At 41.4% G+C, this 24,381-nt stretch carries 19 protein-coding genes; 8 read left to right on the forward strand and 11 right to left on the reverse strand.

Features of this window, described 5'->3' with window-relative positions:
- The first annotated feature begins 59 nt into the window (after nt 1-59).
- From EHW67_RS13715 to EHW67_RS13725, 3 genes are read left to right on the forward strand one after another with little or no spacing between them, the layout of a single operon-like run.
- Complete coding sequence (locus tag EHW67_RS13715) at nt 60-710, forward strand: DUF4159 domain-containing protein (protein ID WP_126162963.1); 651 nt, start codon at nt 60-62, stop codon at nt 708-710.
- 3 nt (nt 711-713) lie between these two features.
- Nucleotides 714-1,802 carry an AI-2E family transporter gene (locus EHW67_RS13720; protein ID WP_126162964.1) on the forward strand — a complete coding sequence of 363 codons (1,089 nt, stop codon included), beginning with the start codon at nt 714-716 and terminating at the stop codon, nt 1,800-1,802.
- A 7-nt stretch (nt 1,803-1,809) separates the two neighbouring features.
- Entirely contained in the window at nt 1,810-2,988 is a 1,179-nt protein-coding gene (locus EHW67_RS13725; protein WP_126162965.1) for a THUMP-like domain-containing protein, read from the forward strand.
- Between the two features lie 268 nt (nt 2,989-3,256).
- Here the strand turns inward: EHW67_RS13725 and EHW67_RS13730 are convergent, their stop codons facing one another.
- The 7 genes from EHW67_RS13730 to EHW67_RS13760 form a co-directional block, all read right to left on the reverse strand.
- Nucleotides 3,257-4,030: a M15 family metallopeptidase gene (locus EHW67_RS13730; protein ID WP_238389940.1), complete on the reverse strand. Its 774-nt coding sequence runs from the start codon at nt 4,028-4,030 to the stop codon at nt 3,257-3,259.
- A gap of 103 nt (nt 4,031-4,133) precedes the next feature.
- Complete coding sequence (locus EHW67_RS13735; protein ID WP_126162966.1) at nt 4,134-4,853, reverse strand: gluconate 2-dehydrogenase subunit 3 family protein; 720 nt, start codon at nt 4,851-4,853, stop codon at nt 4,134-4,136.
- Nucleotides 4,854-4,856: 3 nt separating this feature from the next.
- Nucleotides 4,857-6,578, reverse strand: a complete 1,722-nt coding sequence (locus EHW67_RS13740; protein ID WP_126162967.1) for a GMC family oxidoreductase — start codon at nt 6,576-6,578, stop codon at nt 4,857-4,859.
- Nucleotides 6,579-7,129: 551 nt separating this feature from the next.
- Complete coding sequence (locus EHW67_RS13745; RefSeq protein WP_126162968.1) at nt 7,130-7,837, reverse strand: gluconate 2-dehydrogenase subunit 3 family protein; 708 nt, start codon at nt 7,835-7,837, stop codon at nt 7,130-7,132.
- A 4-nt stretch (nt 7,838-7,841) separates the two neighbouring features.
- Nucleotides 7,842-9,560 (reverse strand): GMC family oxidoreductase, encoded by a 1,719-nt coding sequence (locus EHW67_RS13750; RefSeq protein WP_126162969.1) that lies wholly within the window; start codon nt 9,558-9,560, stop codon nt 7,842-7,844.
- A 221-nt stretch (nt 9,561-9,781) separates the two neighbouring features.
- The gene (locus EHW67_RS13755) at nt 9,782-11,845 is read right to left on the reverse strand and encodes a thioredoxin domain-containing protein (RefSeq protein WP_238389941.1); all 2,064 of its coding nucleotides are present in this window, start codon (nt 11,843-11,845) and stop codon (nt 9,782-9,784) included.
- A gap of 188 nt (nt 11,846-12,033) precedes the next feature.
- Entirely contained in the window at nt 12,034-12,756 is a 723-nt protein-coding gene (locus EHW67_RS13760; RefSeq protein ID WP_126162971.1) for a carboxylesterase family protein, read from the reverse strand.
- A 241-nt stretch (nt 12,757-12,997) separates the two neighbouring features.
- On the opposite strand from EHW67_RS13760, the gene EHW67_RS13765 reads away from it, so the two are divergent.
- Complete coding sequence (locus EHW67_RS13765; RefSeq protein WP_126162972.1) at nt 12,998-14,020, forward strand: sugar kinase; 1,023 nt, start codon at nt 12,998-13,000, stop codon at nt 14,018-14,020.
- Nucleotides 14,021-14,037: 17 nt separating this feature from the next.
- Nucleotides 14,038-14,706 (forward strand): bifunctional 4-hydroxy-2-oxoglutarate aldolase/2-dehydro-3-deoxy-phosphogluconate aldolase, encoded by a 669-nt coding sequence (locus tag EHW67_RS13770; protein WP_126162973.1) that lies wholly within the window; start codon nt 14,038-14,040, stop codon nt 14,704-14,706.
- 87 nt (nt 14,707-14,793) lie between these two features.
- On the opposite strand, the gene uxuA is transcribed toward EHW67_RS13770, so the two are convergent.
- Nucleotides 14,794-15,981, reverse strand: a complete 1,188-nt coding sequence (gene uxuA / locus EHW67_RS13775; RefSeq protein ID WP_126162974.1) for a mannonate dehydratase — start codon at nt 15,979-15,981, stop codon at nt 14,794-14,796.
- 311 nt (nt 15,982-16,292) lie between these two features.
- Here uxuA and nagB point away from each other — a divergent pair, with 311 nt between their 5' ends.
- On the forward strand, nt 16,293-18,221 hold the full coding sequence (nagB, locus tag EHW67_RS13780) for a glucosamine-6-phosphate deaminase (RefSeq protein WP_126162975.1): 1,929 nt from the start codon (nt 16,293-16,295) through the stop codon (nt 18,219-18,221).
- Between the two features lie 69 nt (nt 18,222-18,290).
- On the opposite strand, the gene EHW67_RS13785 is transcribed toward nagB, so the two are convergent.
- From EHW67_RS13785 to EHW67_RS13795, 3 genes are all read right to left on the reverse strand, one after another.
- Nucleotides 18,291-19,148 carry a hypothetical protein gene (locus EHW67_RS13785; protein WP_126162976.1) on the reverse strand — a complete coding sequence of 286 codons (858 nt, stop codon included), beginning with the start codon at nt 19,146-19,148 and terminating at the stop codon, nt 18,291-18,293.
- 13 nt (nt 19,149-19,161) lie between these two features.
- Nucleotides 19,162-21,183: a TonB-copper family protein gene (locus tag EHW67_RS13790; RefSeq protein ID WP_238389942.1), complete on the reverse strand. Its 2,022-nt coding sequence runs from the start codon at nt 21,181-21,183 to the stop codon at nt 19,162-19,164.
- A gap of 134 nt (nt 21,184-21,317) precedes the next feature.
- A complete protein-coding gene (locus EHW67_RS13795) occupies nt 21,318-21,692 on the reverse strand; it encodes a hypothetical protein (protein ID WP_126162977.1) in 375 nt (124 codons plus the stop codon).
- Nucleotides 21,693-21,962: 270 nt separating this feature from the next.
- On the opposite strand from EHW67_RS13795, the gene EHW67_RS13800 reads away from it, so the two are divergent.
- Nucleotides 21,963-23,294, forward strand: coding sequence for a cytochrome ubiquinol oxidase subunit I (locus tag EHW67_RS13800; protein WP_126163189.1), 1,332 nt, complete (start codon nt 21,963-21,965; stop codon nt 23,292-23,294).
- Between the two features lie 2 nt (nt 23,295-23,296).
- On the forward strand, nt 23,297-24,373 hold the full coding sequence (gene cydB / locus EHW67_RS13805) for a cytochrome d ubiquinol oxidase subunit II (protein WP_126162978.1): 1,077 nt from the start codon (nt 23,297-23,299) through the stop codon (nt 24,371-24,373).
- Nucleotides 24,374-24,381 lie beyond the last annotated feature (8 nt).

Here is a 24,381-nt window from a genome sequence, read left to right on the forward strand (position 1 = left end):
AAATTTTTTAAGTCGTTAATATTCTTAAATTTGAATAGCTTAATGCTTTTCCGTTGCGAATGAAAAAACTCTCTAAAATACTGTTGTTGCTCCATTTACTCTTGGCCCCAACTGTACAAGCCCAAGAAATTGCCATCTTAAAATATGGGGGTGGAGGCGATTGGTATGCCAACCCCACGGCCCTACCAAACCTAATAAATTTTTGCAACCAGCATTTAAGGACAACCCTAAACCCCAAGCCAAGTACCGTAGAAGTAGACAGTCCTAACCTGTTCCAATACCCTTTCTTACATATGACAGGTCACGGCAATGTATTTTTCACCCAAGAAGAGGCCGAGAATTTACGGATGTATTTATTGTCCGGAGGATTTTTACATATAGATGACAATTACGGTATGGAACCCTATCTGCGAAAAGAGCTTGCCAAGGTGTTCCCAAACAAGGAATGGATAGAATTGGGTGCCGATCACCCCATTTTTAAACAGCAGTACAAATTCCCCAAAGGATTGCCAAAGATACATGAGCATGATGGAAAACGCCCACAGGCCTTTGGAATTTTTGACAATAACCGACTTATACTACTTTTCACCTATGAAAGTGATTTGGGTGACGGATGGGAAGACCCTGAAGTACACAACGACCCTAAGGAAGTGCGCTTAAAAGCTTTGCAAATGGGGGCCAACATTATATCTTATGTTTTTAAAAGCTAAAAAATGACCGCAAAAACACTTTCCGAAGGTATTTTAAGAGCCCTGGGGATTATTGCAGGGATTGTTATTCTACTGCTCTTCCTATATAAAATAAGTGCCGTATTAATATATATCGCCATTGCCGCGGTGGCTTCCCTAATAGGCAGACCCATTGTGATGTTTTTTCGCCAGCGGTTAAAATTCAACAATACAGTTGCCGTAATCATCACCATGGTATTTCTTATTGGGATTATTGCAGGGATTATTGCCTTATTTGTACCATTGCTCATCCAACAAGGACACAATCTATCGCTGCTAAACATAGATGCTTTACAAAACAATATAGAGGAACTATACGGCCAACTTTTAGAATACTTTGGTGTAAGATCAGAGGATTTGGAGCGAGGCCTTAAAGATTCCCAATTGCTTTCCAATATCAACTTTGGCCTTATCCCGGAATTTTTAAATTCACTTATAGGGATATTGGGAACTTTTAGTGTTGGACTGTTTTCTATAATATTTATTGTTTTCTTCTTCTTAAAGGACAGCAAATTATTTGAACAATCCCTCTTGACCCTTATCCCCAACAATAAGGAAAATAGGGTTCAGAATTCTATAGAAAAAATAAAAAACCTACTCTCCCGCTACTTTGTGGGATTGGTGTTTCAGATATTGATACTGTTTATCATTTATTCCATTGTCCTTTTTGTTTTTGGCATTGAAAACGCCATTGTCATTGCTTTTCTTTGCGCCCTTCTAAACCTAATCCCTTATGTAGGCCCAATTATTGGAGGCTTGCTCATGGCCATACTCACCATGACCAGCAATGTAGGGGCCGATTTTAGCAGCGTTATTTTGCCCAAGACGGGTTATGTGATGATAGGCTTTACCCTTGGACAGTTGGTGGACAATTTCTTTTCACAGCCCTTTATCTTTTCCAGCAGCGTAAAGTCGCATCCCCTGGAAATATTTTTAATCATAATTATCGGGGGAATACTCCTGGGAGTTACCGGGATGATTATTGCCGTCCCGGGCTATACGGCCATAAAAGTAATCCTAAAGGAGTTTTTTGCCGAAAACAAAATTGTAAAGTCGATTACCAAAAACTTATAAGCTTACATTGAATACAAATATATTAGATAGACCGGTACAAGAATTTATACGTGACCGTTCCCATACGGACCCCATGTCTATTTTACTGAAACCGGCTTTTTTTAAAGAGGTTAGCAACAAGGAATTGGTACGACAAATTGAGGCAAGGAACAAATGCAAGGACAAGCTTCCCATTTGGCACAACTCTCCAAATATTTACTATCCCGGCAAACTTAATATTGAGCAAACCTCATCTGAAGCAACGGCCCTTTACAAAGCAAAACTAGTAGCCGGAACTTCCCTTTTTGATATTACTGGCGGCCTTGGCGTGGACAGTTATTTTTTTAGCAACAAAATTGACCAAGTGCACCACTGTGAAATGGATGGGGAATTATCAAAAATTGCCCAACATAATTTCACGGTTCTAGGCAAAACCAATATTAAGACGCATATGGGTGATGGCATTGCCTTTTTAAAAAATTCACCCATCCATTTTGATTGGATATATGTAGACCCTTCCAGAAGGCATGATGCCAAGGGCAAGGTATTTTTGTTATCGGATTGTATCCCCAATATCCCCAAAGATTTAGCTACTATCTTTAAGAGTGCCCCCAATATAATGATAAAGACCGCTCCCCTTTTGGATGTTTCCGCAGGCTTAAAAGAGTTGCAGTTTGTAAAGGAGATACATGTCATTGCCGTTAAAAATGAGGTCAAGGAATTACTATGGATATTAAAAAAGGGCTATACGGATGCCGTATCAATACAGACAGTAAACCTCTACCCAACCCATACGGAGACATTTCGTTTTATGCCGCATGAAGAGAAATTAACCACTCCTAACTTTTCCGCACCACTGGAATTTTTATATGAACCCAATGCATCCATTTTAAAATCCGGGGCTTTTAAAACAGTAGGAAATCAATTTAAGCTTTTCAAACTCCACGAGCATACGCATTTGTACACCCATCAGGAACTATTAACCTTTCCTGGGCGGGTGTTCAGGATTAATCGGGTAGTGGCATTCAACAAAAAAGAAATTCAGCAACTACAACTAAAAAAGGCCAATATTACAATTAGAAATTTTCCAATGAGCGTAGCGGAAATAAGGAAGAAGTTCAAAATTAAGGATGGTGGGAAAGACTATTTATTTTTTACGACCGATATGTATGGTGAAAAAATAGTTGTTCATTGCCATAAAGTGTAAACACCTCTTTTATTCTGCTATTAATTACAAGGATTCATAGCCAACAACACATAAGACATTCTTGGGCACACATAATATCAAAGGCTACCATTTCTCATAAGCATCTACTACCGCAGCTGTACTAATTGTGGCAGCCCATGCCGTGCCCCTTTCAGGTGATCACTCCCTACCAAAATTAAATACAAGGAAAAATACAAATTGTACGTCTAGCCCAATAGCTTTAATGAGGCAACAATATCAAAACTTAAAAGGGGTACTTGAAATATCTTTAATCACAATCCCATTTAAAATTGGCCACTTTATCATTGGATGCAGTGCCCAAATTGTAGTGCCACCACTCTGTTCTAATGGACCAAAAACCATGTTTCTCCATGGTTTCCTTTAACAGCAGTCTATTGCTCAGGACAGTTTGTGGCAGGTCCATATTATCATGGTATGCCTTTTTGCCAAAAAAATCAAAATCGGTTCCCATATCCAATTCCTCCCCCTCCAAGGTTACCAGAGTAATATCCACAGCCCCCCCTTTGTTATGTATAGATCCTTTGACCGGGTTGGCCACATATTGCGGATTGGGGACTATGGCCCACATTTTATATTGCACATCATTGGGCCGGTAACAGTCGAAAAATTTAATCTTATATCCTTTATCCATAAATTCCTTGTTGGCCAATAACAATGCCCGAGCCGTTTTCACCCTAGTATAACATTCAGCGCAATCATACACCTTGGCCTTAAGAAAATTATTTTCGGTGGCATAGCGCAGATCATAATCAAAATCAGCACTGTAATCGGCAAGTCTAACAAACAAGGTGTCGGCAAGACCTTCAAGTGATTTTAGTACGGGTTTTGGCACCTCTTCTTTTTGCGGCTTTGGGGCTTTTGCAGAATCTGGAATCTCCAGTATCATTTCAACAGCCTTTTCTTGATGCTTCTTGACTACTCTTTCCCTGCAACCAAAAGTAAAAACCAGGGCCATTAGCAGTATACCATTAAAAATTGCCCCCTTTATACCAGAATTTATTTTTATGGATCTATTTCTCACTTTTTCCTTTTGTTCAAATATAAAAAAAGCCCCGGTTTGGAGGCTTTTTATTTTCTAAAGGCATTATCCAACACCTTGTTTAGCTACAATTATTTGTAGGGACCTAGGTTAACAGGTTGCCCTCGTCATCCCAAGTAGCTATTTCGTTTCTGGTGCTCTGATCTATACATTTGGCTTCCCATTCAGGATCATAGGCCACGCCGTGTTGGTCCAATACATCCTTTGGAACACCATCCCAGACGTTTGGTGTATTTCCTTTATAGCCCAGTTCGGCAATTCCTACTTTGGAGGAATAGTAGCCACAAACGGTTAACCCACGAATTAAATAGAAAAACTGTATTTCTAGGGGTTGTACATCCAAGGGTTTTTCTGGATCGTGGTAGCAGATGGTATCCAATATTTGTTTTTGCTGCTCCAGGGTAGCCAACTTAAATTCGGTTCCGAAATCTGCATTGCTCTTATGGTCTAACCACATAAGCCCCCCTTTAAGGGTAAGCTGCATCTCAGGAATATCCTTGCCCATGAATTCTATAAACTCCGGAACTTCTGCCTCAATAGGTCCTCCATTGGGTTCTTTGGGCGGAAGTATCACTGTACTCAATACCGCTATGGTTTCCATTTCATGTTCGGTAAAAAGCTGTTCTGCATTCAATTTCTCAATAAGCTCCAATTCCTCCGGCGTACGGCCAAAGTAATGGGTATCTTCTGCTTGTGCAACGGCTTCCTTAGCCGAATCGGGTCCATCTGTCTTACAACCATGAAAGGCCAAGGCAGACGCACTTGCACCAAGAATTATTGTCTGTATACTCTTTCTTCTATCCATGATCTAGATATTTTGTTGTTTTAATTGTTCAATAATATAGTCACTGGCGCGCCAAGATAATGCCAGTATGGTCCAAGTACAGTTCTTATCTGCCTGGGAAGTAAATGGTCCAGCATCAACAATAAATACATTATCTACATCGTGTAATTGATTAAATTTATTGGTGACCGATGTTTTGGGGTCATTGCCCATTCTTGTGGTTCCCACCTCATGGATAATACGACCAGGGGCTTCCAGTCCGTAATCGCGGTCTTTACCTGGTTTTTCGCCTAAAGGCTCTGCGCCTATATTGTGAAAAATCTCCTCAAAGGTGTCCTGCATATGTTTGGCCTGATTTATCTCCAAATCTGACCATTTGTAATGAAACCTTAATACCGGTATACCGTATTGATCTACAGTGGTAGGGTCTATTTCACAATAATTCTCCTTACGGGCAATACTCTCACCCCTTCCGGCCACTCCTAATACGGATCCGTAATATTTTTTAACATCATCGTGTAAGCTGGCCCCATACCCCCCTACTTTGAGACCGAAGAACTTATTGAACTCATTGGGATTAAAACTAAAGCCATATCCGGGCATCTTCATTCCACCCCCCACTTCAATATGATATCCTCTTGGGAAGTCTAATTTGGAGTTATCTCCCCACCAAGGAGAGTACACGTGGTTACTGCCCACTCCATCTTCATTATAGGATACTTTTCTGTTCATCAATGCAGGGACAAAAGCAGCTCTACTGGCTCCTGTTGAATCGTGCAAATATTTACCTATAAGATCACTACTATTTCCCAATCCGTTGGGATGCTGTTTACTCTTGGAATTCAAGAGAATACGTGCTGAGCTACATGCAGAAGCTGCCAACACCACAACCTTGCCCCTTAACTTGTACTCTTTCCTATCGTCTTTACTGATATACGATACTCCTGTTGCTTTGCCCTCTTCATTGGTAGTAACTTCCCGCACCACACAATTGACGAATAATTTAATTCGCCCTCCGCTTTTTTGTGCCGGAAATATAAGACAACTCCCAGATGAGAAATCGGCATACACAGAACAGGAACGCGAGCACTGCCCACAGTAGAAACACACACCTCGCTCTGTATTTATTCTTTTGGTCAACATAGAGAGTCTACCTGGAATAGTGGGTATCCCAGCCTTCTTGGCCCCATTTATATAAAAAATCTCATGCAATCTAGGCTTTGGCGGCGGAAGGAAAAATCCATCCGGATCGTTTTCCAATCCTTCATTGGTACCAAAAACCCCTATTAATTTATCTACCTTATCATAATATGGCTTTACATCTTCATAACCTATTGGCCAGTCCTCACCATGACCGTCCCTAGTTTTACCCTTAAAATCCTTAGGTCCGAAACGCAGGGAAATTCTTCCCCAATGGTTTGTACGCCCTCCCAACATATGTGACCGGAACCAATGAAATTCCGTCCCGGGCTCATGGGTATAGGGTTCACCTTCTATCTCCCAACCCCCATAGGCAGCATCAAATTCACCAAACGCCCTAGTGGTGCCAGCCCCCCTTCTTGGGGATTCATAATTCCATTTTAATTGATTCATGGTTTTGGGGTCTGCCGGATCAAAAAACGGCCCGGCCTCAACTACCGCTACATTGAGACCAGCATCGGCCAACTGCTTTGTGGCCATACCACCACCTGCACCCGAACCTACAATTATTACATCGTAAACTTCTGGAGATTCTTTTATCTGCATATTAAAAATTGATTAGTTTGAACTTCAATAATAGGTTTAAAACGAAATCAAATTAGAATTTTTTATCCAAACAACCTCAAAATTCATGAAAATTAGCAGAATACCATTAATAATTGATAATATATTATTAAAAGAGCCAAAAGCCCGAAAGCAACCATTTAAATTATGTTACCAATTCCTCTGTATGCAGTTCAAAAAATACACGGTATAATCAGTTGTCCCCACAACTCCCCACTACCATGGATGAAGTGGAACTTGAAGAAAAAAACTAGGGGGAATGCTATTGCCCAAAAACAGATTCTGCTATAAATTATGGAGTGTATTTGGATACCTTTTACGTTAAATTCCTATCCACCCTTAACCAAACACCTACCTCCCAAATACTAATAAATAAAAAAAAGTCCCCGAGTGGAGGACTTTTTATTCTATAATAATTAAATGGATCCGAGGGCCTCGTAATCCTTTAAAATATATCATATCATGTGGCAAGCGTGGTACCTTGGCATTAAATATCCAAACACCACTTACACTATAAAGATGCTTAGGAAAAATTAGGTAATCAGGTTCCCTTCATCGTCCCATTCTGCCATAACATTTCTCTTGCTTTGATCTACGCATTTGGCAACCCACTCCGGGTCATAGGACTTACCATGTTTCTCCAGCACATCGGCAGGAACCCCGTCCCAAACATTGGGCGAGTTACCCTTATAACCCAAGTCCTCTATACCTTCTTTGGAAGTATAATAACCAGTAACGGTTAAATTACGCACCAGTGAAAAGAACTGTTGTTCATAGGTAGGATTCTCCTTGTCCGGATAGGCAATGGCATCCAGTATTTCTTTTTGCTGATCAGCTGTGGCAGATTTAAATTCTGCACCGTACTCTTTATTGCTCTTACTATCCAACCACATAAGTCCACCTCGCAATGGGGTTTGGTAAGAAGGTATATCCTTGGCCATAAACTCAATAAAATCGGGTACACCAGCATCGGTAGCACTACCATAGGTATCTGTGGCGGGCAATATAAGTGCACAAAGCACTCCCAAGGTGGCCATTTCATGTTCATTAAAAAACTGCTCCGCCTGCAATTTTTTAATTAATTCCTTTTCTTCAGGTGTTCTACCAAAATGTTTCTCGTCCACATTAAGGGCCTCCTCTTTTCCTGCCTCGGGCTCGGTTCCCGGTTTACAACCATTTATTGCGAGTCCACCGGCCACGCCACCGAGAATAATGGACTTTATACTTTTTCTTCTATCCATGATATTAGATATTTTGTTTTTTCAATTGATCGATAATATAGTCAGAAGTTCTCCATGCCAATGCCAAGATGGTCCAGGTTGGATTTTTATCGGCCTGGGAAACAAATGGTCCGGCATCCACAATAAATACATTATCCGCATCGTGCAGTTGCTCGTATTTGTTTACTACAGAAGTTTTGGGATCGTTACCCATTCTTGTTGTACCCACTTCATGGATAATCTCTCCCGGATTCAACAATCCGTAATCTTTATCTTTTCCCGGGATGTCTCCCAATACATGTCCGCCCATATTATGGATCAACTCCTCAAAGGTTTCTTGCATGTGCTTGGCCTGTAAACGTTCATGGTCTGACCATTGGTAGTTAAAGCGTAAAACAGGAATACCAAATTCATCCACTTTATTAGGGTCTATTTCACAATAGTTACTCTCCATGGCTATAGACTCCCCTCTACCGGCGAATCCAATCATAGCACCGTAATATTTCTTGACATCCTCTCTTAGGACATTTCCATATCCGCCTACTTTTTCTCCCAAAAACTCATTAAGTGCATTGGGGTTAAATCCGAAACCATAGCTTGGCATACCCAATCCGCCCCAAATTTCTATATGGTATCCTCTTGCAAAATCGAGCTTTTTATTGTCTAGCCACCACGGGGTATATACGTGCATTCCCCCCACACCATCTTCGTTGTAGGTCTTACGGTTCATTAGGTCCGGAATAAATCCGGTCATTCCTCCCCCAGTGGAATCGTGCAGGTACTTCCCTACTACTTCGCTGCTGTTACCCAATCCAGCAGGGTGTTGCTTACTTTTAGAATTTAACAGTATTCTTGCCGTACTACAGGCCGATGCCGCCAAAACAACAATTTTCCCTTTTAAACCGTATTCCTTACGGTCTTCCTTGTTTATATAAACCACACCGGTAGCCTTACCCTCTTCGTTGGTTGTTACCTCGCGGACCATGGCATTGACAAATAGATCTATTTGTCCCCCATTTTTTTGCGCTGGAAATATCAGGCAGCTCCCTGCGGAGAAATCGGCATAAATCTGGCAAGATCTACCACATTGCCCACAGTAAAAACAAACCCCACGATCCTCATTTATTTTTTTGGTGACCATTGACATCCTGGAAGGGATAACGGGAATGTTTGATTTTTTGGCCGAATCTATATAATACAGTTCATGTAATCTTGGTTTTGGGGCAGGAAGGAAAAAACCGTCCGGTTCATTTTCCAAACCTTCCTTGGAACCAAAAACACCGATCAATTTATCTACTTTATCATAATAAGGCCTTACATCCTCATAGCCAATAGGCCAGTTCTCCCCAAGACCATCTACATCCTTATGTTTAAAATCGCGCTCACTGAATCGCAGTGAAATACGCCCCCAGTGATTGGTACGTCCACCTAGCATACGGGAGCGGAACCAAGAAAATTTAGATCCGTTTTTTTGCGTATAAGGCTCCCCATCTATATGCCACCCGCCATATGCGGCGTCATATTCTCCAAATGCCCTAGTAGTGCTTGCCCCTCTACGTGGCGACTCATATGGCCATTTTAGTTGTGTTATCTGTTCTGGATTCTTAGGGTCAAAAAATGGACCTGCTTCCACAACGGCCACTTTTAATCCGGCCTCGGATAGTACTTTCGTGGCCATTCCGCCACCAGCTCCGGACCCAACTATAATTACATCATAAATAGTTGACGATTCTTTTATCTGCATCTTTCAAAGGATTAATTTTAAGGTTCAATATAAGTTTAAAAGGAATATAAGTTAAACATTTTTATACGAATAACCTTAGAACTTACCTCAACAGGCCCAAAACCATCAATAAACGATATCATTTCATTTAGTGCAATTCCTTAGAATTGTATTTTTGGTTATGGGAACACCACTTTATGACCAAGGCATTTTAGTGTTTTTGTCTCTTACAATCTTGAGAATCAAAAATTATTTAATTGCTCCATAGCTTCCTCGGTCGTAGCCACCGGAAGTTTACAGGTATGGTCCTGACAAACGTATATGTAGGTCCCATCATCTGAGTAGCGCCCTTTAAACAAAGGCAGCTCACTCTTGGAGCTACTCCCTACGATCAAGGTATTGGGCAAATGCTTTTTTTGCAATTCGGACACCAAATTTGGGGCGTCACTGCCCACTACCGCTATTTCATAATATGGGTAGGTAGTTTTAAGCAATAGGGAATTCCATTTAGAATAGTTGTAAGCGCTCTCCACCAATGCGGGCACTATGGCCGAAAGCATAGTCCTGGCTTTTAGTGTTGCATCCTTATTGTAATCTATATGCCCCAATAGCAGCAGGTTCTCTGCCATCATAGCATTGGGAGATGGCAACACACCGTCATCGGTCTTAATAATTTTGGAGATCAACTCTTTGCTCGAATTAAAAGTGTACATCCCAGACTCCTCATCGGCAAATTTTGTCGTGGCTGTTTCATGAAGGTTTTTAGCAAAGTCCAAATAGGATGGGTGCAAAACAGTGCTATACAAATTTAGGCAAGCATTGGCCAAGAAGGCATAGTCCTCCAAAAACCCATCCTTCTTCCTACTGCCTTTTTTATAGGTATGTAATAATCCAGATTTGCTATAACTGTTCTTTTTCAAGAAACCGAAGACCTCCTCTGCCCTATCCAAATAGGAACTATCCCCAAAAGTGTTATAGGCATCCACAAACCCATTTATCAAGAGGGCATTCCATGAGGTTATTATTTTATCATCGGTATTGGGCCTTATCCGTTTTTTTCTAGCTGCCAAGATTTTCGCTCTCCACACTTCCTGATAATCTTCCCAGGCTTCCGAAGAAATATTATTTTCCTTTATAAAGTCTTCATCACCATTGGTCCTAAAAAGTACATAGGTATCATTTTCCCATATATTGGAAGGCTTTATATTAAAGTACTTGGCAAATAACTCAAAATCGTCTCCCAGAATAGTTTTCAATTCCTCCTCTGTCCAAACATAATATTTGCCTTCCTCTCCTTCACTATCGGCATCAATGGCTGCATAATAACCCCCTTCGGGGTTTTTCATTTCCCTATCCAAGAAGGCAATGGTTTCTTCCACTACCTTTTTGTACATGGGCTCATCAAACACCTTATAGGCCTTGGAGTACAGACTTAATAATTGGGCATTGTCATACAACATTTTCTCAAAGTGGGGTACTTTCCATTGGGAGTCCGTACTATATCTATAAAAACCTCCGGCAATATGGTCATAGACCCCGCCCCAGGCTATTCTATCCAAGGTAGTTTTTACAAAGCCTTTGGATTCCTCATCTTCGGTCAACACCGCATAGTCCAATAAGAAATCCAGGTTCACGGGAATCATAAATTTCTGCACCCCTTTGTTGCCTCCCCATTCAAAGTCCCAGTTAGCTTTCCAAGTCCCAACGCTCTCTTTTAGTGCATCCTGGTTCAAACCGTCCAAATCGGTTACGGGTTGTACCAGATTGACTTCCTGGATGCCCTGAGCAACCATATCTGCATACTCATTGGCTTTTTCAGGATTCTCCGTATATAATTTGCTTATTTCGGACAAGACTTTTTTCCACTGCTCTTTGGTATGATAGGTTCCGCCATAAATAGGTTTCCCGTTGGGCAGGGTAATAACATTCAATGGCCATCCCCCGTTCCCTTTTATTAGTTGCAGCGCGGTCATGTACACATGATCCACATCGGGTCTTTCTTCCCTATCTACCTTTATGTTGATGAAATTTTCATTCATTAATTTAGCCACTTCCTCATCCTCAAAGGTCTCTTCTTCCATTACATGACACCAATGACAGGAGGAATAGCCAACACTAACCAAAACCAGTTTGTTCTCCTTTTTGGCATCTTCCAAGGCTTCCGGACTCCATGGCCTCCAATTTACCGGATTATGTGCATGCTGCAACAAATAGGGGCTTGTTTCATCAATAAGATCATTGGTGTATTTGTGGTCACTTTTTTGACCCTTTATATCGGCACAGGAAAACAAGAGCATTGCAGACATAATAAACAGATTAATACAAGAAAATCCAAGATATAAACGACGCATCATAAATAATAAAATAACATTAAGCAGTGAAAAATACAACAAATGATTTCAATTGCTATCTTTTTAACACCTACAATAGTATATTATGGCACATGAACAATTGTGGTTCCCTTGTGCGCAACCACCAACACCAGTTATCATTTTTAAGGTGTGATCTTTTGCTGTTCCATAAACCATTGGTACAGCTCTTCATTTTCATAGGTCCTATCCCAGACGTTATGTCCGGCCCCTTTATAAACGGTAAACTCTACCTGATACCCCATTTCCTTTAGTTTATCTACCATGGTTATGGATTCTGTAATAGGTATGGATTTATCCTGATCGCCGTGATAGACCCTAATGGGCATATTTTTATTTATCCAAGAGGCGTAGGGTAGCGGAGCCATCCCGCAAACCACCGCGAGGGCTGCAAATTTATCGGGGTATTGCACCGCCATCTCCCAGGCCGCTCCCCCTCCCCTGCTAAGCCCTGTAAGGTAAATCCTGTTTTTGTCTACTTTGTTGCTGGCCGTTATGGTATCTAAAAGCTGATTTACCGCCCTAGTATTCCACCACATTTTTGGGTGTGGATTCTGAGGGGCTAATATTAAAAAAGGAAATTTCATGCCGCGTTCCATAAGCTTGGCTAAACCATTGTCCTTAAACGCTTTCAGATCGGCCCCTGACTCCCCTCCTCCATGTAGAAATAGTAGTAATGGGTACTTGGCCTCCGGATCTACCCCATAATTTTCCGGATAATACAAATGATATTTCAGAGTTTCGGAAGTGGTCACCTCCATTTGCGAATCTATAAGCCTTGCAGAAGACTGGGAAACACAGCCCTGGAAAATAAACAGACTGCAACAAAATAAGGCAACAACTTTCATATACTATTCAATAGCTTTTATTCATTTTTATCAATATCCAGGTTTACGGATACTTGAATCATATAAAAAACTAAATTGAGAAAATTTAAACGAAATCCTTGGGCTTATTTAATTAATTTAACATTCCGTTTTATACATCAAACAAAAACCAAAAGCAACGTTATAAAAAAGAAAAAAACCTTACTTTTCCAGTTTTCGAATTACCTTAGTACTTTTGTCCTATTACCGTAAATGAATTTGAATGAAGAAAGTTATCACCTTTGGGGAAATCCTCCTAAGATTGTCCACCGAAAGACATCTTCGGTTTTCACAGGCCACAAATTTTAATGCTACCTATGGTGGCGGGGAGTTTAACGTTGCCGTTTCCTTGGCCAATTATGGTTTGGAGACGGAATTTGTAACCCGTCTTCCCAAGAACGACATAGGGGACTGTGCCCTACAAGAGATTAGAAAACAAAATGTATCTACTGCCAATATTCAATTTGGAGGGGATCGTTTGGGTATATATTTCCTGGAAACCGGAGCGGGAACCAGGGGGAGTAAAGTGGTATATGACCGCGCCAGTAGTGCCATTGCCCAGATAGAGCCCAGTAGTATTGACTGGAAATCTATCTTTAAGGATGCCGATTGGTTTCATTGGAGCGGGGTAACACCGGCGATATCCAGTAATGCTGCAGCTGTTTGCCTAGAAGCTGTAAAGGCAGCCCACGCAATGGGAATCACCATTTCTTCGGATTTAAACTATCGTTCCAAATTGTGGAAATACGGCAAGGAGCCTAAGGATATTATGCCCGAGCTTTTAAAATACAGCCATGTTATACTTGGGGATTTGGACACCGCCTTTTTTATGACGGGCCAAGAAAAGCAGGACCCTGACTATCAGGATATGGAATCCCTACCACAGTTGTATGATCTGTTGTACAAAAGTGCGCCGGATTTAAAATATGTAGCCACCACACTGCGCTATTCCATTAATGCCTCTCACCAAAAGATTGGAGGTATCCTTTATGACGGTAAGGACATTTATTACGCCAAGACCAGGGAGGTTACCCCAGTGGTAGACCGAGTGGGTAGTGGAGATGCCTTTATGGGGGGATTAATCTATGGTCTTCTCAACGATGATTTGGACAAACAAGGAACTATAGATTTCGCTGCGGCCGCCTGCTGCCTTAAGCATACGATTACCGGCGATTTCAATCTGGCGAGCATTGCAGAGATAGAACAATTGGCCGGAGGGGATTCCTCTGGAAAAGTTAGCAGATAACCACAAGCAAAATAAATATGTCACAGTTTTCAAGAATAGAAGTTGCAGCATTAATGCATAAGACAGGCTTAGTCCCCTTGTTTTATCACCAAGATGTAGCTCTGGGAAAAAAAATATTAAAGGCCTGCTATGATGGCGGTGCAAGATTAATTGAATTTACGGCACGTGGGGATTTTGCCCACGAGGTCTTTGGCGAACTAAACAAATATGTTATTAAAGAAATGCCGGAGATGGCCATGGGTGTAGGCTCTATCACCGATGCCGCCGCCGCTTCCCTTTATATGCAGATGGGTGCCAATTTTATAGTGACCCCTTCCTTACGAGAAGATATCGCCACGGTCTGTAATCGCAGAAAAGTACTTTGGAGCCCTGGATGTGGATCCCTAAAGGAGATCAACAGGGCCGAGGAGCTGGGATGTGAAATCATCAAATTGTTCCCAGGCGCCCATTTTGGACCTAGTTTTGTAAAAGCTATCAAAGGTCCACAACCATGGACCAGTGTTATGCCTACAGGAGGGGTAACACTGGAAGAATCCAACCTAAGTGGCTGGTTTAATGCCGGCGTCACCTGTGTGGGAATGGGATCTAACTTAATTAGCAAGACCGTCTTGGAAAATAAAGACTACAATGGCTTGGAAAAAACGGTAAGGGAAACTTTGGCCCTGATCCAAAAAATAAGAAGTTAACAATACTTCCATACCGGGATAAAAAAATACACCCTCTGTTTCTTACCAAAAGAACAGAGGGTGTGTTGCTAAAGGGCAGGTACTGTGTTATAAAGATCTACGGATCCCCAATTCCAAGCCCCTTAATTCTCCCAGACCCCTTAATCTTCCTATGGCGGAATATCCGGGATTGGTCTTTTTCTTTAAATCGTCCAGCATTTTATGGCCGTGATCGGGGCGCATAGGCATACGCAGGTCCTTTCTTCCGGCGGCACTTCTTTTTTGCTGTTCTTCCACCAAGGCTTTCATAACCCCATACATATCCACATCACCAAGCAAATGATCGGCCTCGTGAAAGTTGCCATTTTCATCGCGTTGCGTACTCCTAAGGTGCATAAAGTGAATACGGTGCCCCAGTCTTTTTACCATACCTACCAAATCGTTGTCGGCCCTAACCCCAAACGATCCGGTACAAAAAGTAAGTCCATTATTGGGACTGTCCACGGCATTGTAAAGATCCACTATATCCTGCTCTGTACTTACCACCCGCGGCAATCCTAAAATAGGATATGGCGGATCGTCTGGATGGATACACATTCTAACCCCTCCTTCTTCGGCTACCGGTATAATCTGGCTTAGGAAGTAAAAAAGATGCTCTTTTAATTCCTCCGCCCCAATATGCTCATAAGTGGCCAGTATTTTATTAAATTCTTCCAAACTATAACCCTCTTCTGCACCGGGCAGACCAGCTATAATATTTTGGATCAATTTCTTCTGCTCAGCTTCAGTGGTATTTTTTAAATACTCACTTGCGGCCTTCTTCTCCTCTTCGGAGTAGGAAGTCTCTGCTCCGGGACGCTTTAGCAAGAACAATTCAAAGGCGGCGAAGGCATCCTTTTCAAACCTCAAAGCCGTTGACCCATCTTCAAGGCCATAATCCAAATTGGTCCGTGTCCAATCCAGGACCGGCATAAAATTATAGCAAATAGTGTCTATTCCACAGCTGGCCAAATTGGCAATAGTGGTCTTATAGTTCTCAATATATTGCTGAAAATCGCCCTGTTGCGTCTTAATATTTTCATGAATGGGCACACTTTCCACTACAGACCAAGTTAGCCCTACGGCTTCGATCTCACTTTTTCTTTTTTGAATTTCTTCAACTGGCCATATTGTTCCATTAGGAATGTGATGTAAGGCGGTTACCACCCCTGTAGCCCCAGCTTGTTTAATGTCCGCTAAGGATACTGGGTCTTGCGGACCGTACCATCTCCAGGTATTTTCTAACGATAGACTCATCTAGTAAAATATAATAGGGCATGTACGCCCCTTGTTATTGGTATGATTGATTATGTATTTCCACAAAATTACGTTTAAAATTTGAATTAAGGATTTTGATGGGAACAGGAATTAAGTTGCCCAAAAAACCATAATGAGCCACTCTTACCTCCCTATACGGTACAAAACTAATTTCGAAGTAGGGCATTTAAAAACCGATGGGTAGGAAATGGATTAAGAATAGGTTAAAATCATTAACTATTACATGCATTTAATTTCTTTGTATTACTTTTATCGATTCAACCAAAAATGAACAAAAAATCTTGCCACCCATGATTAAAAGTAAAATCGATAAGGTAACCAGTTTTGAAAAAAGGTTTGAAAAAATCAACACTGTTATCTTTGAGTCCTCCGAGGTTGCGTCCAAATCAGCGGCTGCTGAAATTGCGACATTGATCAAGAAAAAACAAAAAGCCAAGGAAATGTGCGTCCTTGGACTTGCTACGGGATCTACCCCAAAAAGATTGTATGCAGAACTTGTACGCTTGCACAAAGAAGAAAACCTTAGCTTCAAGAATGTTATTGCGTTTAACCTAGATGAATACTACCCCATGGAGCCCGATGCCATACACAGTTATGTGCGCTTTATGGAGGAACTTCTGTTTAATCACATAGACATTGAGCCAGGGAACTATCATATCCCTGACGGAACGCTTTCCAAAGCTGACATTGCCGATTATTGTAAAGAGTATGAAGCAAAAATAGATGCTCTAGGAGGAATTGATCTTCAAATTTTGGGTATTGGTGGTAACGGACATATTGGTTTCAACGAGTCCGGATCCCTACCCAACTCAAAAACCAGATTGGTAACCTTGGATCACATTACCAGAGTTGCGGCAAGCAAGGATTTCCAAGGCCTTCAAAACACCCCTAAAACGGCGATTACCCTTGGTATTAAGCAAATAATGCAGGCCAAACAGGTAATCCTTATGGCTTGGGGTGAAGGTAAGTCGTCCATCATCAGAGAATCGGTTGAGGGACCTATTACAGAGCAGGTACCTGCATCTTATCTTCAGGAACACCCCAACAGTATATTTATCTTGGATCAGGGATCGTCTTCCCAACTTACCAGGGTAAGTACACCGTGGATTGTTGAGGAGGTTGAATGGGATGAAAAAATGATTAAAAAGGCGGTTGTAGGATTAGCCCTTAAGCTGGAGAAACCAGTATTGATGCTTACCGAAGCTGACTATATTGAAAATGGTATGAGTGACTTGTTGACGGAAGTTGGCGATGCTTACGATATCAATATTAGAATATTCAACAAACTACAGCACACTATTACCGGATGGCCTGGTGGTAAGCCAAATGCCGATGACCTTAACAGGCCAGAAAGGGCAGAACCTGCCAAAAAACGCGTATTAATTTTTAGCCCGCACCCAGATGATGATATCATAAGTATGGGAGGTACCTTTATGCGTTTGCAAGACCAAGGCCACGAAGTACATGTAGCCTATCAAACATCTGGAAATATTGCTGTTGCCGATGACGAGGCATTACGGTTTTCAGATTTTGTGATAGACTACAACCGTTCGTTTGGACTGGACAACAAAAAGTCTATTGAGATCTACAAAAAGGCCACCGAATTTATTAAAAACAAAAAGGCCAGTGAAATTGATATTGAAGAGGTAAGAAAGGTAAAAGGCCTTATTAGACGTAGTGAGGCTAGGGCTACCAGTTACTATGTAGGTCTTCCTGATGAACAAATACATTTTAACGACCTGCCTTTCTATGAAACGGGTACCATTGAAAAAAACCCACCTTCCGATGCGGACATCAAGATAACGATGGATTTGATAGAGCAAATACAACCACATCAAATTTATGCGGCCGGGGATTTGGCAGATCCGCACGGAACCCATAAGGTTTGTCTGGATATTATTTTTGAGGCCATAGACCGACTTAAATCCAAACCATATATGGAAGATTGTTGGGTTTGGTTGTACAGAGGTGCATGGCAAGAGTGGGATATAGAAGATATTGAAATGGCAGTACCTATGAGCCCAAGTCAGGTTTTGGCCAAACGCTACGGAATCTTTAAACACCAATCACAGAAAGACGGAGTGGTATTCCAAGGATCCGATTCCAGAGAGTTCTGGCAACGTGCAGAAGACAGAAACAAGGAAACGGCCACTAAATATGATGAACTGGGATTAGCGCATTATGCCGCCATGGAGGCATTTGTACGCTACAAGTTTTAAATAACATAGATTTTTAAATATAAAAGGCTGCCCTATCGGACAGCCTTTTTTTATGCCGCTGAGCAAGGTTTAAAATTCCAGTTCCCAGTAAAGACTACTGGCTTCGTTTTCCTCTGTAACATCTTCGCCCTTCAATACTTCCCCATCCATATTCAACAATTTTAAATTAAGTTTCCAATACCCCGTCATGGTCAATGACAATTTTCCTGTGTACATTTTAGCACTGCTGTCATAGGTTAGATCCTCATTGTTTGGAGAACTATGATTGCCCATACCCGGCATACGGGGGTCTAGGGCTATGCTATAGTTTTGCACCATTGGAAAGCTCATCATACTTTCCATTTTATAAAGTAGGGCATGAATATCGTTAACGGCAACCACTGGATCACGAGGCGCTACCATGGCCAAGACATACCTAACATTATCACTCCCTAAAAAAGAGGTGACCCTTTGTTTGCCATCTGACGGAGCCGTAACATCAATGGTCTGGGTAACCGTATACTCCTGCCCTCCTACCTCATAGGTAAAGGTTATGTCCCAATATTCATCCGCATTACCGGCCATTTGAAATATTGCATAACCCTCTACTACCGTATTGTTTTCCGTGCTTATAGCCAGTTCGGATTTAGGACAGGAATGGTTCATACTCTCCATATGCATAACGGGCATCCAGGAAATTTTGGGATTGGCAAAATAGCTGTTATCCGAATCATCCTTTATACGTAGGTACACTTCATTGTATCCAGTGGTAAAGGCATTGCCATCTGAATAAAGTTCCAAGCTGTGTCCGTTGGCATCCACCTTGGTCACTAAATTGTATTCGGCCAAGGGATCTACTTCCAATTGCGGCGAATCATCATCAGAGGTACAGGCAGTTAAACCCAAGGATAAAGCGATTGTAATTAAGACTAATTTTATAGTTTTCATTTGTATTTTTTTTTTAGTTAATGGAATAAGTAAGTGTTAAGAAAAAATTTCGTCCCATTCGGGGAATATTTTTCCAGTCGGTGTAGGTGGAGTAGTAGGTATCAAATATATTCTCTACTCCAAATTTTGCATAGACTGCATCGTTATTAATAGCAAAGGTCTTTCCCAAAGTGACCGAATAAACGGTATAAGCGGCTGTTTCATCCTCTCCAAAATTGGGATTGTAATTCCGTTGTTTTCCAGCACCTTTGACCTGGAAGGCCGCGGAAATAGATCTATTGTCAAATTGTAGTCCAGAACCATAGGTTATCGGACTCATAAAGGGCAGGTTACCCCCTTCATTGTCCGTTCCTCGGTGATAGGAAAGTACAGCATTCCAATTTAAGTGCTCTAGCAGCCCGTATTTCATCTCCAGGGAGGCATTGAAGAGATTGGCATACTCTAGATTCTTATATACTTTTACGCCCTCTGCCCCTATGGTCATAACACTGAGGGAAGGGTCTATATCCCCAATGATATAATCCGTTATATGGAAATAATTAGCTTCGGCCGTAAATTTAAACTTGGATTTTTCCCAGGAAATCTTGGTATTGGCTTCTACCGATTTTTCATTGTCCAGTTCTGGATCTCCAATATAATCATGGTTATCAAAACTGTTAAACAAATAAAACCCGTACCCTTCACTAACAGAAGGTGCCCTATCCCCGTAGGACAGGCCTACATTAAAGTGCCAGGGCATCCACATTTTATGCCATTGGCCCGAAATACTTTTTAAGAATCGTGTTTTGGACTTCTCCATTTCTGGATAAAAGATCCTAAGGCTATTTAAACCAAATTCATCGGCCACCTTCTGATTTTGAACGGTCATCCTAGTGGCAAGCTTTAAAAAGCTACCGTTTAAATCCAGTTCATCCTCAACATAGACTCCCGTATTAGCGGTGCGGACATCGGGCCACGTAAGCATAAACATGGGCAATTCATCCGGGTCATTGGGGTACATGGTCATTTCTGCATAAGACCTATTGTAGTACCCGTCCAGTTTAAACAGAAAACTGTGTTTCTCTTTTTTAAGCTGGGCCTCGCTGAAATATCCGTAGGTATCGCTCCAACCCGGCATATCCATGTGTATGGCCACATCAGGACGCTTGGTATCGTCCATAACATGGGTTACTGTATTAAAGTACAACTTGGATTTCCAATTGGTTAAACTGCCCCAAAGTTCATCCTGTTCATAACCTAAGGAGGCAATCATAGCACGGGCCAGCGAAACATCCATGGTTAGGGCGGGGTAACCTATATCCCGGGCCTCGTCAAAAATAAAGCTTGCTATCAAAGCCTTATCGTCTGCTATTTTATACCCTCCCAAGGCAGAGAAATTATACTTTTCAAACTGTGAAAACGACACTTCTTCCCCACCCCCAGCATAATAATTCCCGGCCTTTCTATAAATAATATCGGTATCCACAAAATACTTGGAATTGGAGTAATTAAGTTGCCCCCCTACAACGTTCATTTCGTTATTGCTCTCAAAACCGGTCTCCAAATTGCCTTCCAATCCCGTATCCCTAAAGTTGCTCTTGTCCAGCTCCAAGTTAATGGCACCTCCAATAGTGGTTCCATGCTCAGCCCCTTGCTGACCCGATGCTATATGGGCCTTGGACAAATTGGACACATCCACATAAGAGGTTATAGGGTCCATCTTGTCCGTACAGGCCCCAAATATCCGCATACCGTCTATGGTAACGGAAAGGCGTTCGGAATACATATTGTTCAAGGTGGGCTCCCAAGCATAGGCACCCCGTTTTACCATATCTACCTTCTTGGAGGATTCCAAATACTCATCCAAAGAAGACAAAGGTTTTGGCTGTTTGTTATAATCCAAGGTCTTTCTAGCCGAAATAAGGATAACCTCGTCCAAATTAATCCGTATAATGGAGTCCTGAGGCAAAACTAATTCCTGAGCCCCTATATACAGGGGAAACATAAAAAGCGCCACGTAAATAGACCAACTAGGGCTATGTATATTTTTTCCCATAAGTATAGTGTATACTATATGGGCATGTCTGAAAATTTTCACACGTTTAAAATTTAGATAATATAATATGTTGAAGTTGCCATTAGGTAGTAAAAGGTTGCAAGCCTCCCTATTACATAATAGCAATGATTATATTATCCCAGCTCTGGCGGCTGTGCAATATCTGTAGTATATAAACCCGGAATCAAAACCAGGGCATTCTTATAATTATTCTCAATGTTTGGTACAAATCCAGATTGGAGCACTAGCAAAAATTCCTTTTCCTGAAAATCAATAAATTGGATCTCCGCATTAAAGCGTTTACCCTCAAAAGGATTTTTATCGCTGCCCTCGGATTCTTTGGCCAGCTGTTTCGCCAAATAACATTTTCCGTCACATTGCATGGCAGGCCTATTCCTGTTCTCACATAGGTTCTCTACAATATAATCATAATTTACCGCATACTCTGCCAAGGGCCATAATGGCTTTATTAGCATGATCAGCGCAACAAACAAGACTAATTGTTTCATTTATAATTCTTCTAAAATAAGGTGGTTCCTATGTAAAACAAAATTCGATTAAACTTGGGCTAAAGTAACAATCCTTTAATTCATCAAAACCTCATATACCTTAAACACAAGGCAAAGATAATGTATATTCTTTAGATAAAAAGATGACAACCATCAGGTTTTGTGCAAAAATATTGATTTAAAAAAATGCTTAATAAGCCGGTCTTTCTTGACATTTTTTTCTCTTTGTTGTTTAAATTTGAGCTACTTAATAACCTAATGCCATTTTCAATGGAGGATATGCTTTTTTATGATAGGATGCAGTTTGCCTTTACTATCACTTTCCATTATTTGTTTCCCCAATTAACCATGGGACTTTCGCTTATCATCGTTTATTTCAAATGGAAATTTCTTAGGACCCAACTTCAATCTTATAACGATGCAGCCAAATTCTGGATGCGGATTTTTGCCCTTAATTTTGCCATGGGTGTAGTAACTGGAATACCAATGGAGTTTCAGTTTGGCACCAATTGGGCCAAATTTTCCGAACTCACCGGAGGCATCATTGGGCAAACACTTGCCATGGAAGGTATGTTCTCTTTTTTCCTGGAATCTTCCTTTCTTGGCCTGTTCTTATTTGGAGAGAAATTACTAGGCCATAAATTACATTTTTTAACTGGCTTTTTAGTGTTTTTGGGATCATGGGCCAGCGGGTTCCTTATCATAGCCACCCACTCCTGGATGCAGCATCCAGTAGGGTACGAAATATTGAGCAATGGTAAATTTGTATTAAATAATTTTGGCGCCTTATTCTCCAATCCCTGGCTTCTTCCCTCCTATTTGCACAATCAGTTGGCGAGTATGGTTACCGCATCCTTTGTTATAGCTGCTGTGGGTGCGTTTTATATACTGAACAAGAAACATCATAGTTTTGGAAAGCTATTTGTAAAGACCGGAGTGTTATTTGGACTAATATCTTCTGTATTGGTAGCCTTTCCAACAGGAGACTGGGCCGCGAAAAATGTAGTGGAATACCAGCCTGTTACCTTTGCAGCCATGGAGGGTTTATTTGAAACCCAGCACGGGGGAGCAGAAATAGTTCTCATTGGGCAACCCAATGTAATGGAAAAGAAATTGGACAATAAACTGGCCGTTCCAAACATTCTGAGTTTTCTGACCTATAAAAAATGGGATGCCACAGTAAAAGGGTTAAACGAATTTAATCCAGAAGTTTATCCTACCAATATTCCCGGCTTATATTACGCCTATCATATAATGGTGGGACTGGGCACCCTTTTTATTGGCATCATGGCAATGGCGGGCGTACAACTGTGGCGTAAAAAATTATACAGCAGCAAATGGATATTATGGTCCCTACTTTTCCTCCTACCCTTTCCCTACATTGCAAACACAACAGGCTGGTATACGGCCGAATTAGGTAGACAACCATGGTTGGTATATAATCTATTGCGCACCTCGGACGGCATTTCACCCACTGTATCCTCTGGAAATACACTATTCACCCTATTAGGGTTTATTGGACTGTACCTATTGTTGGGCATGCTCTTTTTAATACTTGTAGGCAAAATAATAAATAAAGGCCCCCTAACCTCTAATACATAAATATGGAATTATTCTGGTACATTGTTTTAATGAGCATGTTAGCTATCTATGTGGTATTGGATGGCTATGATTTTGGAGCGGGGATCATACATCTCTTTTTTGCAAAAAAAGAAAAGGACAAAAAGGCCATTACAAATGCCATTGGCCCCTTTTGGGACGCTAACGAAGTATGGCTTATTGCATCTGGAGGCATCCTATTTTTTGCCTTTCCCACCCTCTATGCCTCCTCCTTTAGCGGTTTCTACCTGCCTTTGATCATGATTCTATGGCTGCTGATCTTTAGGGCGATAGGCTTGGAACTCCGGGGTCAGATACATAACAAATTGTGGGAGGCGGTATGGGACAAAGCCTTTGGGATCGCCAGTTTTCTTTTGGCCCTTTTCTTTGGAATTGCCTTGGGCAATGTTGTTAGAGGTGTAAACCTGGGCATGGTAGAAAATGGCGTCTCTGCCCATGAAGCCCATTATTTTTTTCTCCCACTGTGGAATCCCACATTTAGTCCTACGGCAGAACATCTAGGCATAATAGATTGGTTTACCATTTTACTTGGCCTGTTGGGAGCGGTAACCTTGACCATCCATGGTGCCAACTGGATTATCTTTAAGACCAATTCCGAGCTGAACAACAAATTAAAGACCGTAATTTTTAGACTCAATATCGTCCTGGTCTCCCTAGTAATTACCTCCCTTGTTCTTTGGCATATAATAGCTCCCAAACCCTTTCATAATTTTATGGAAAGACCATGGTTATGGGTTTTTCCATTACTGACCCTTGTTGGCCTGTTTGGACTATTTGGAGTACGGACATACAAAAAGGACGGCATGGGATTTGTTTGCTCCGCTTTATTCATCTTAGGAGGCTTTGCTACCACCGCTGCCTCCATATTTCCCAAGGTATTGCCATCTACCAATACCGTAAACCCCTCGTTGACCATCTATAATGTAGCGGCAGATGAGTACGGGCTTTCGGTGGGTGTATATTGGTTTATTGTGGCCCTGATCCTTCTTATTGCCTATATCTTTATTCAATACCGGGTATTTAAGGGGAAAATGGACGATATAGGATATGGAGAGCATTAATGCCCACG

The sequence above is a fragment of the Arenibacter aquaticus genome (assembly GCF_003957295.1).
Lineage (GTDB): Bacteria > Bacteroidota > Bacteroidia > Flavobacteriales > Flavobacteriaceae > Arenibacter > Arenibacter aquaticus.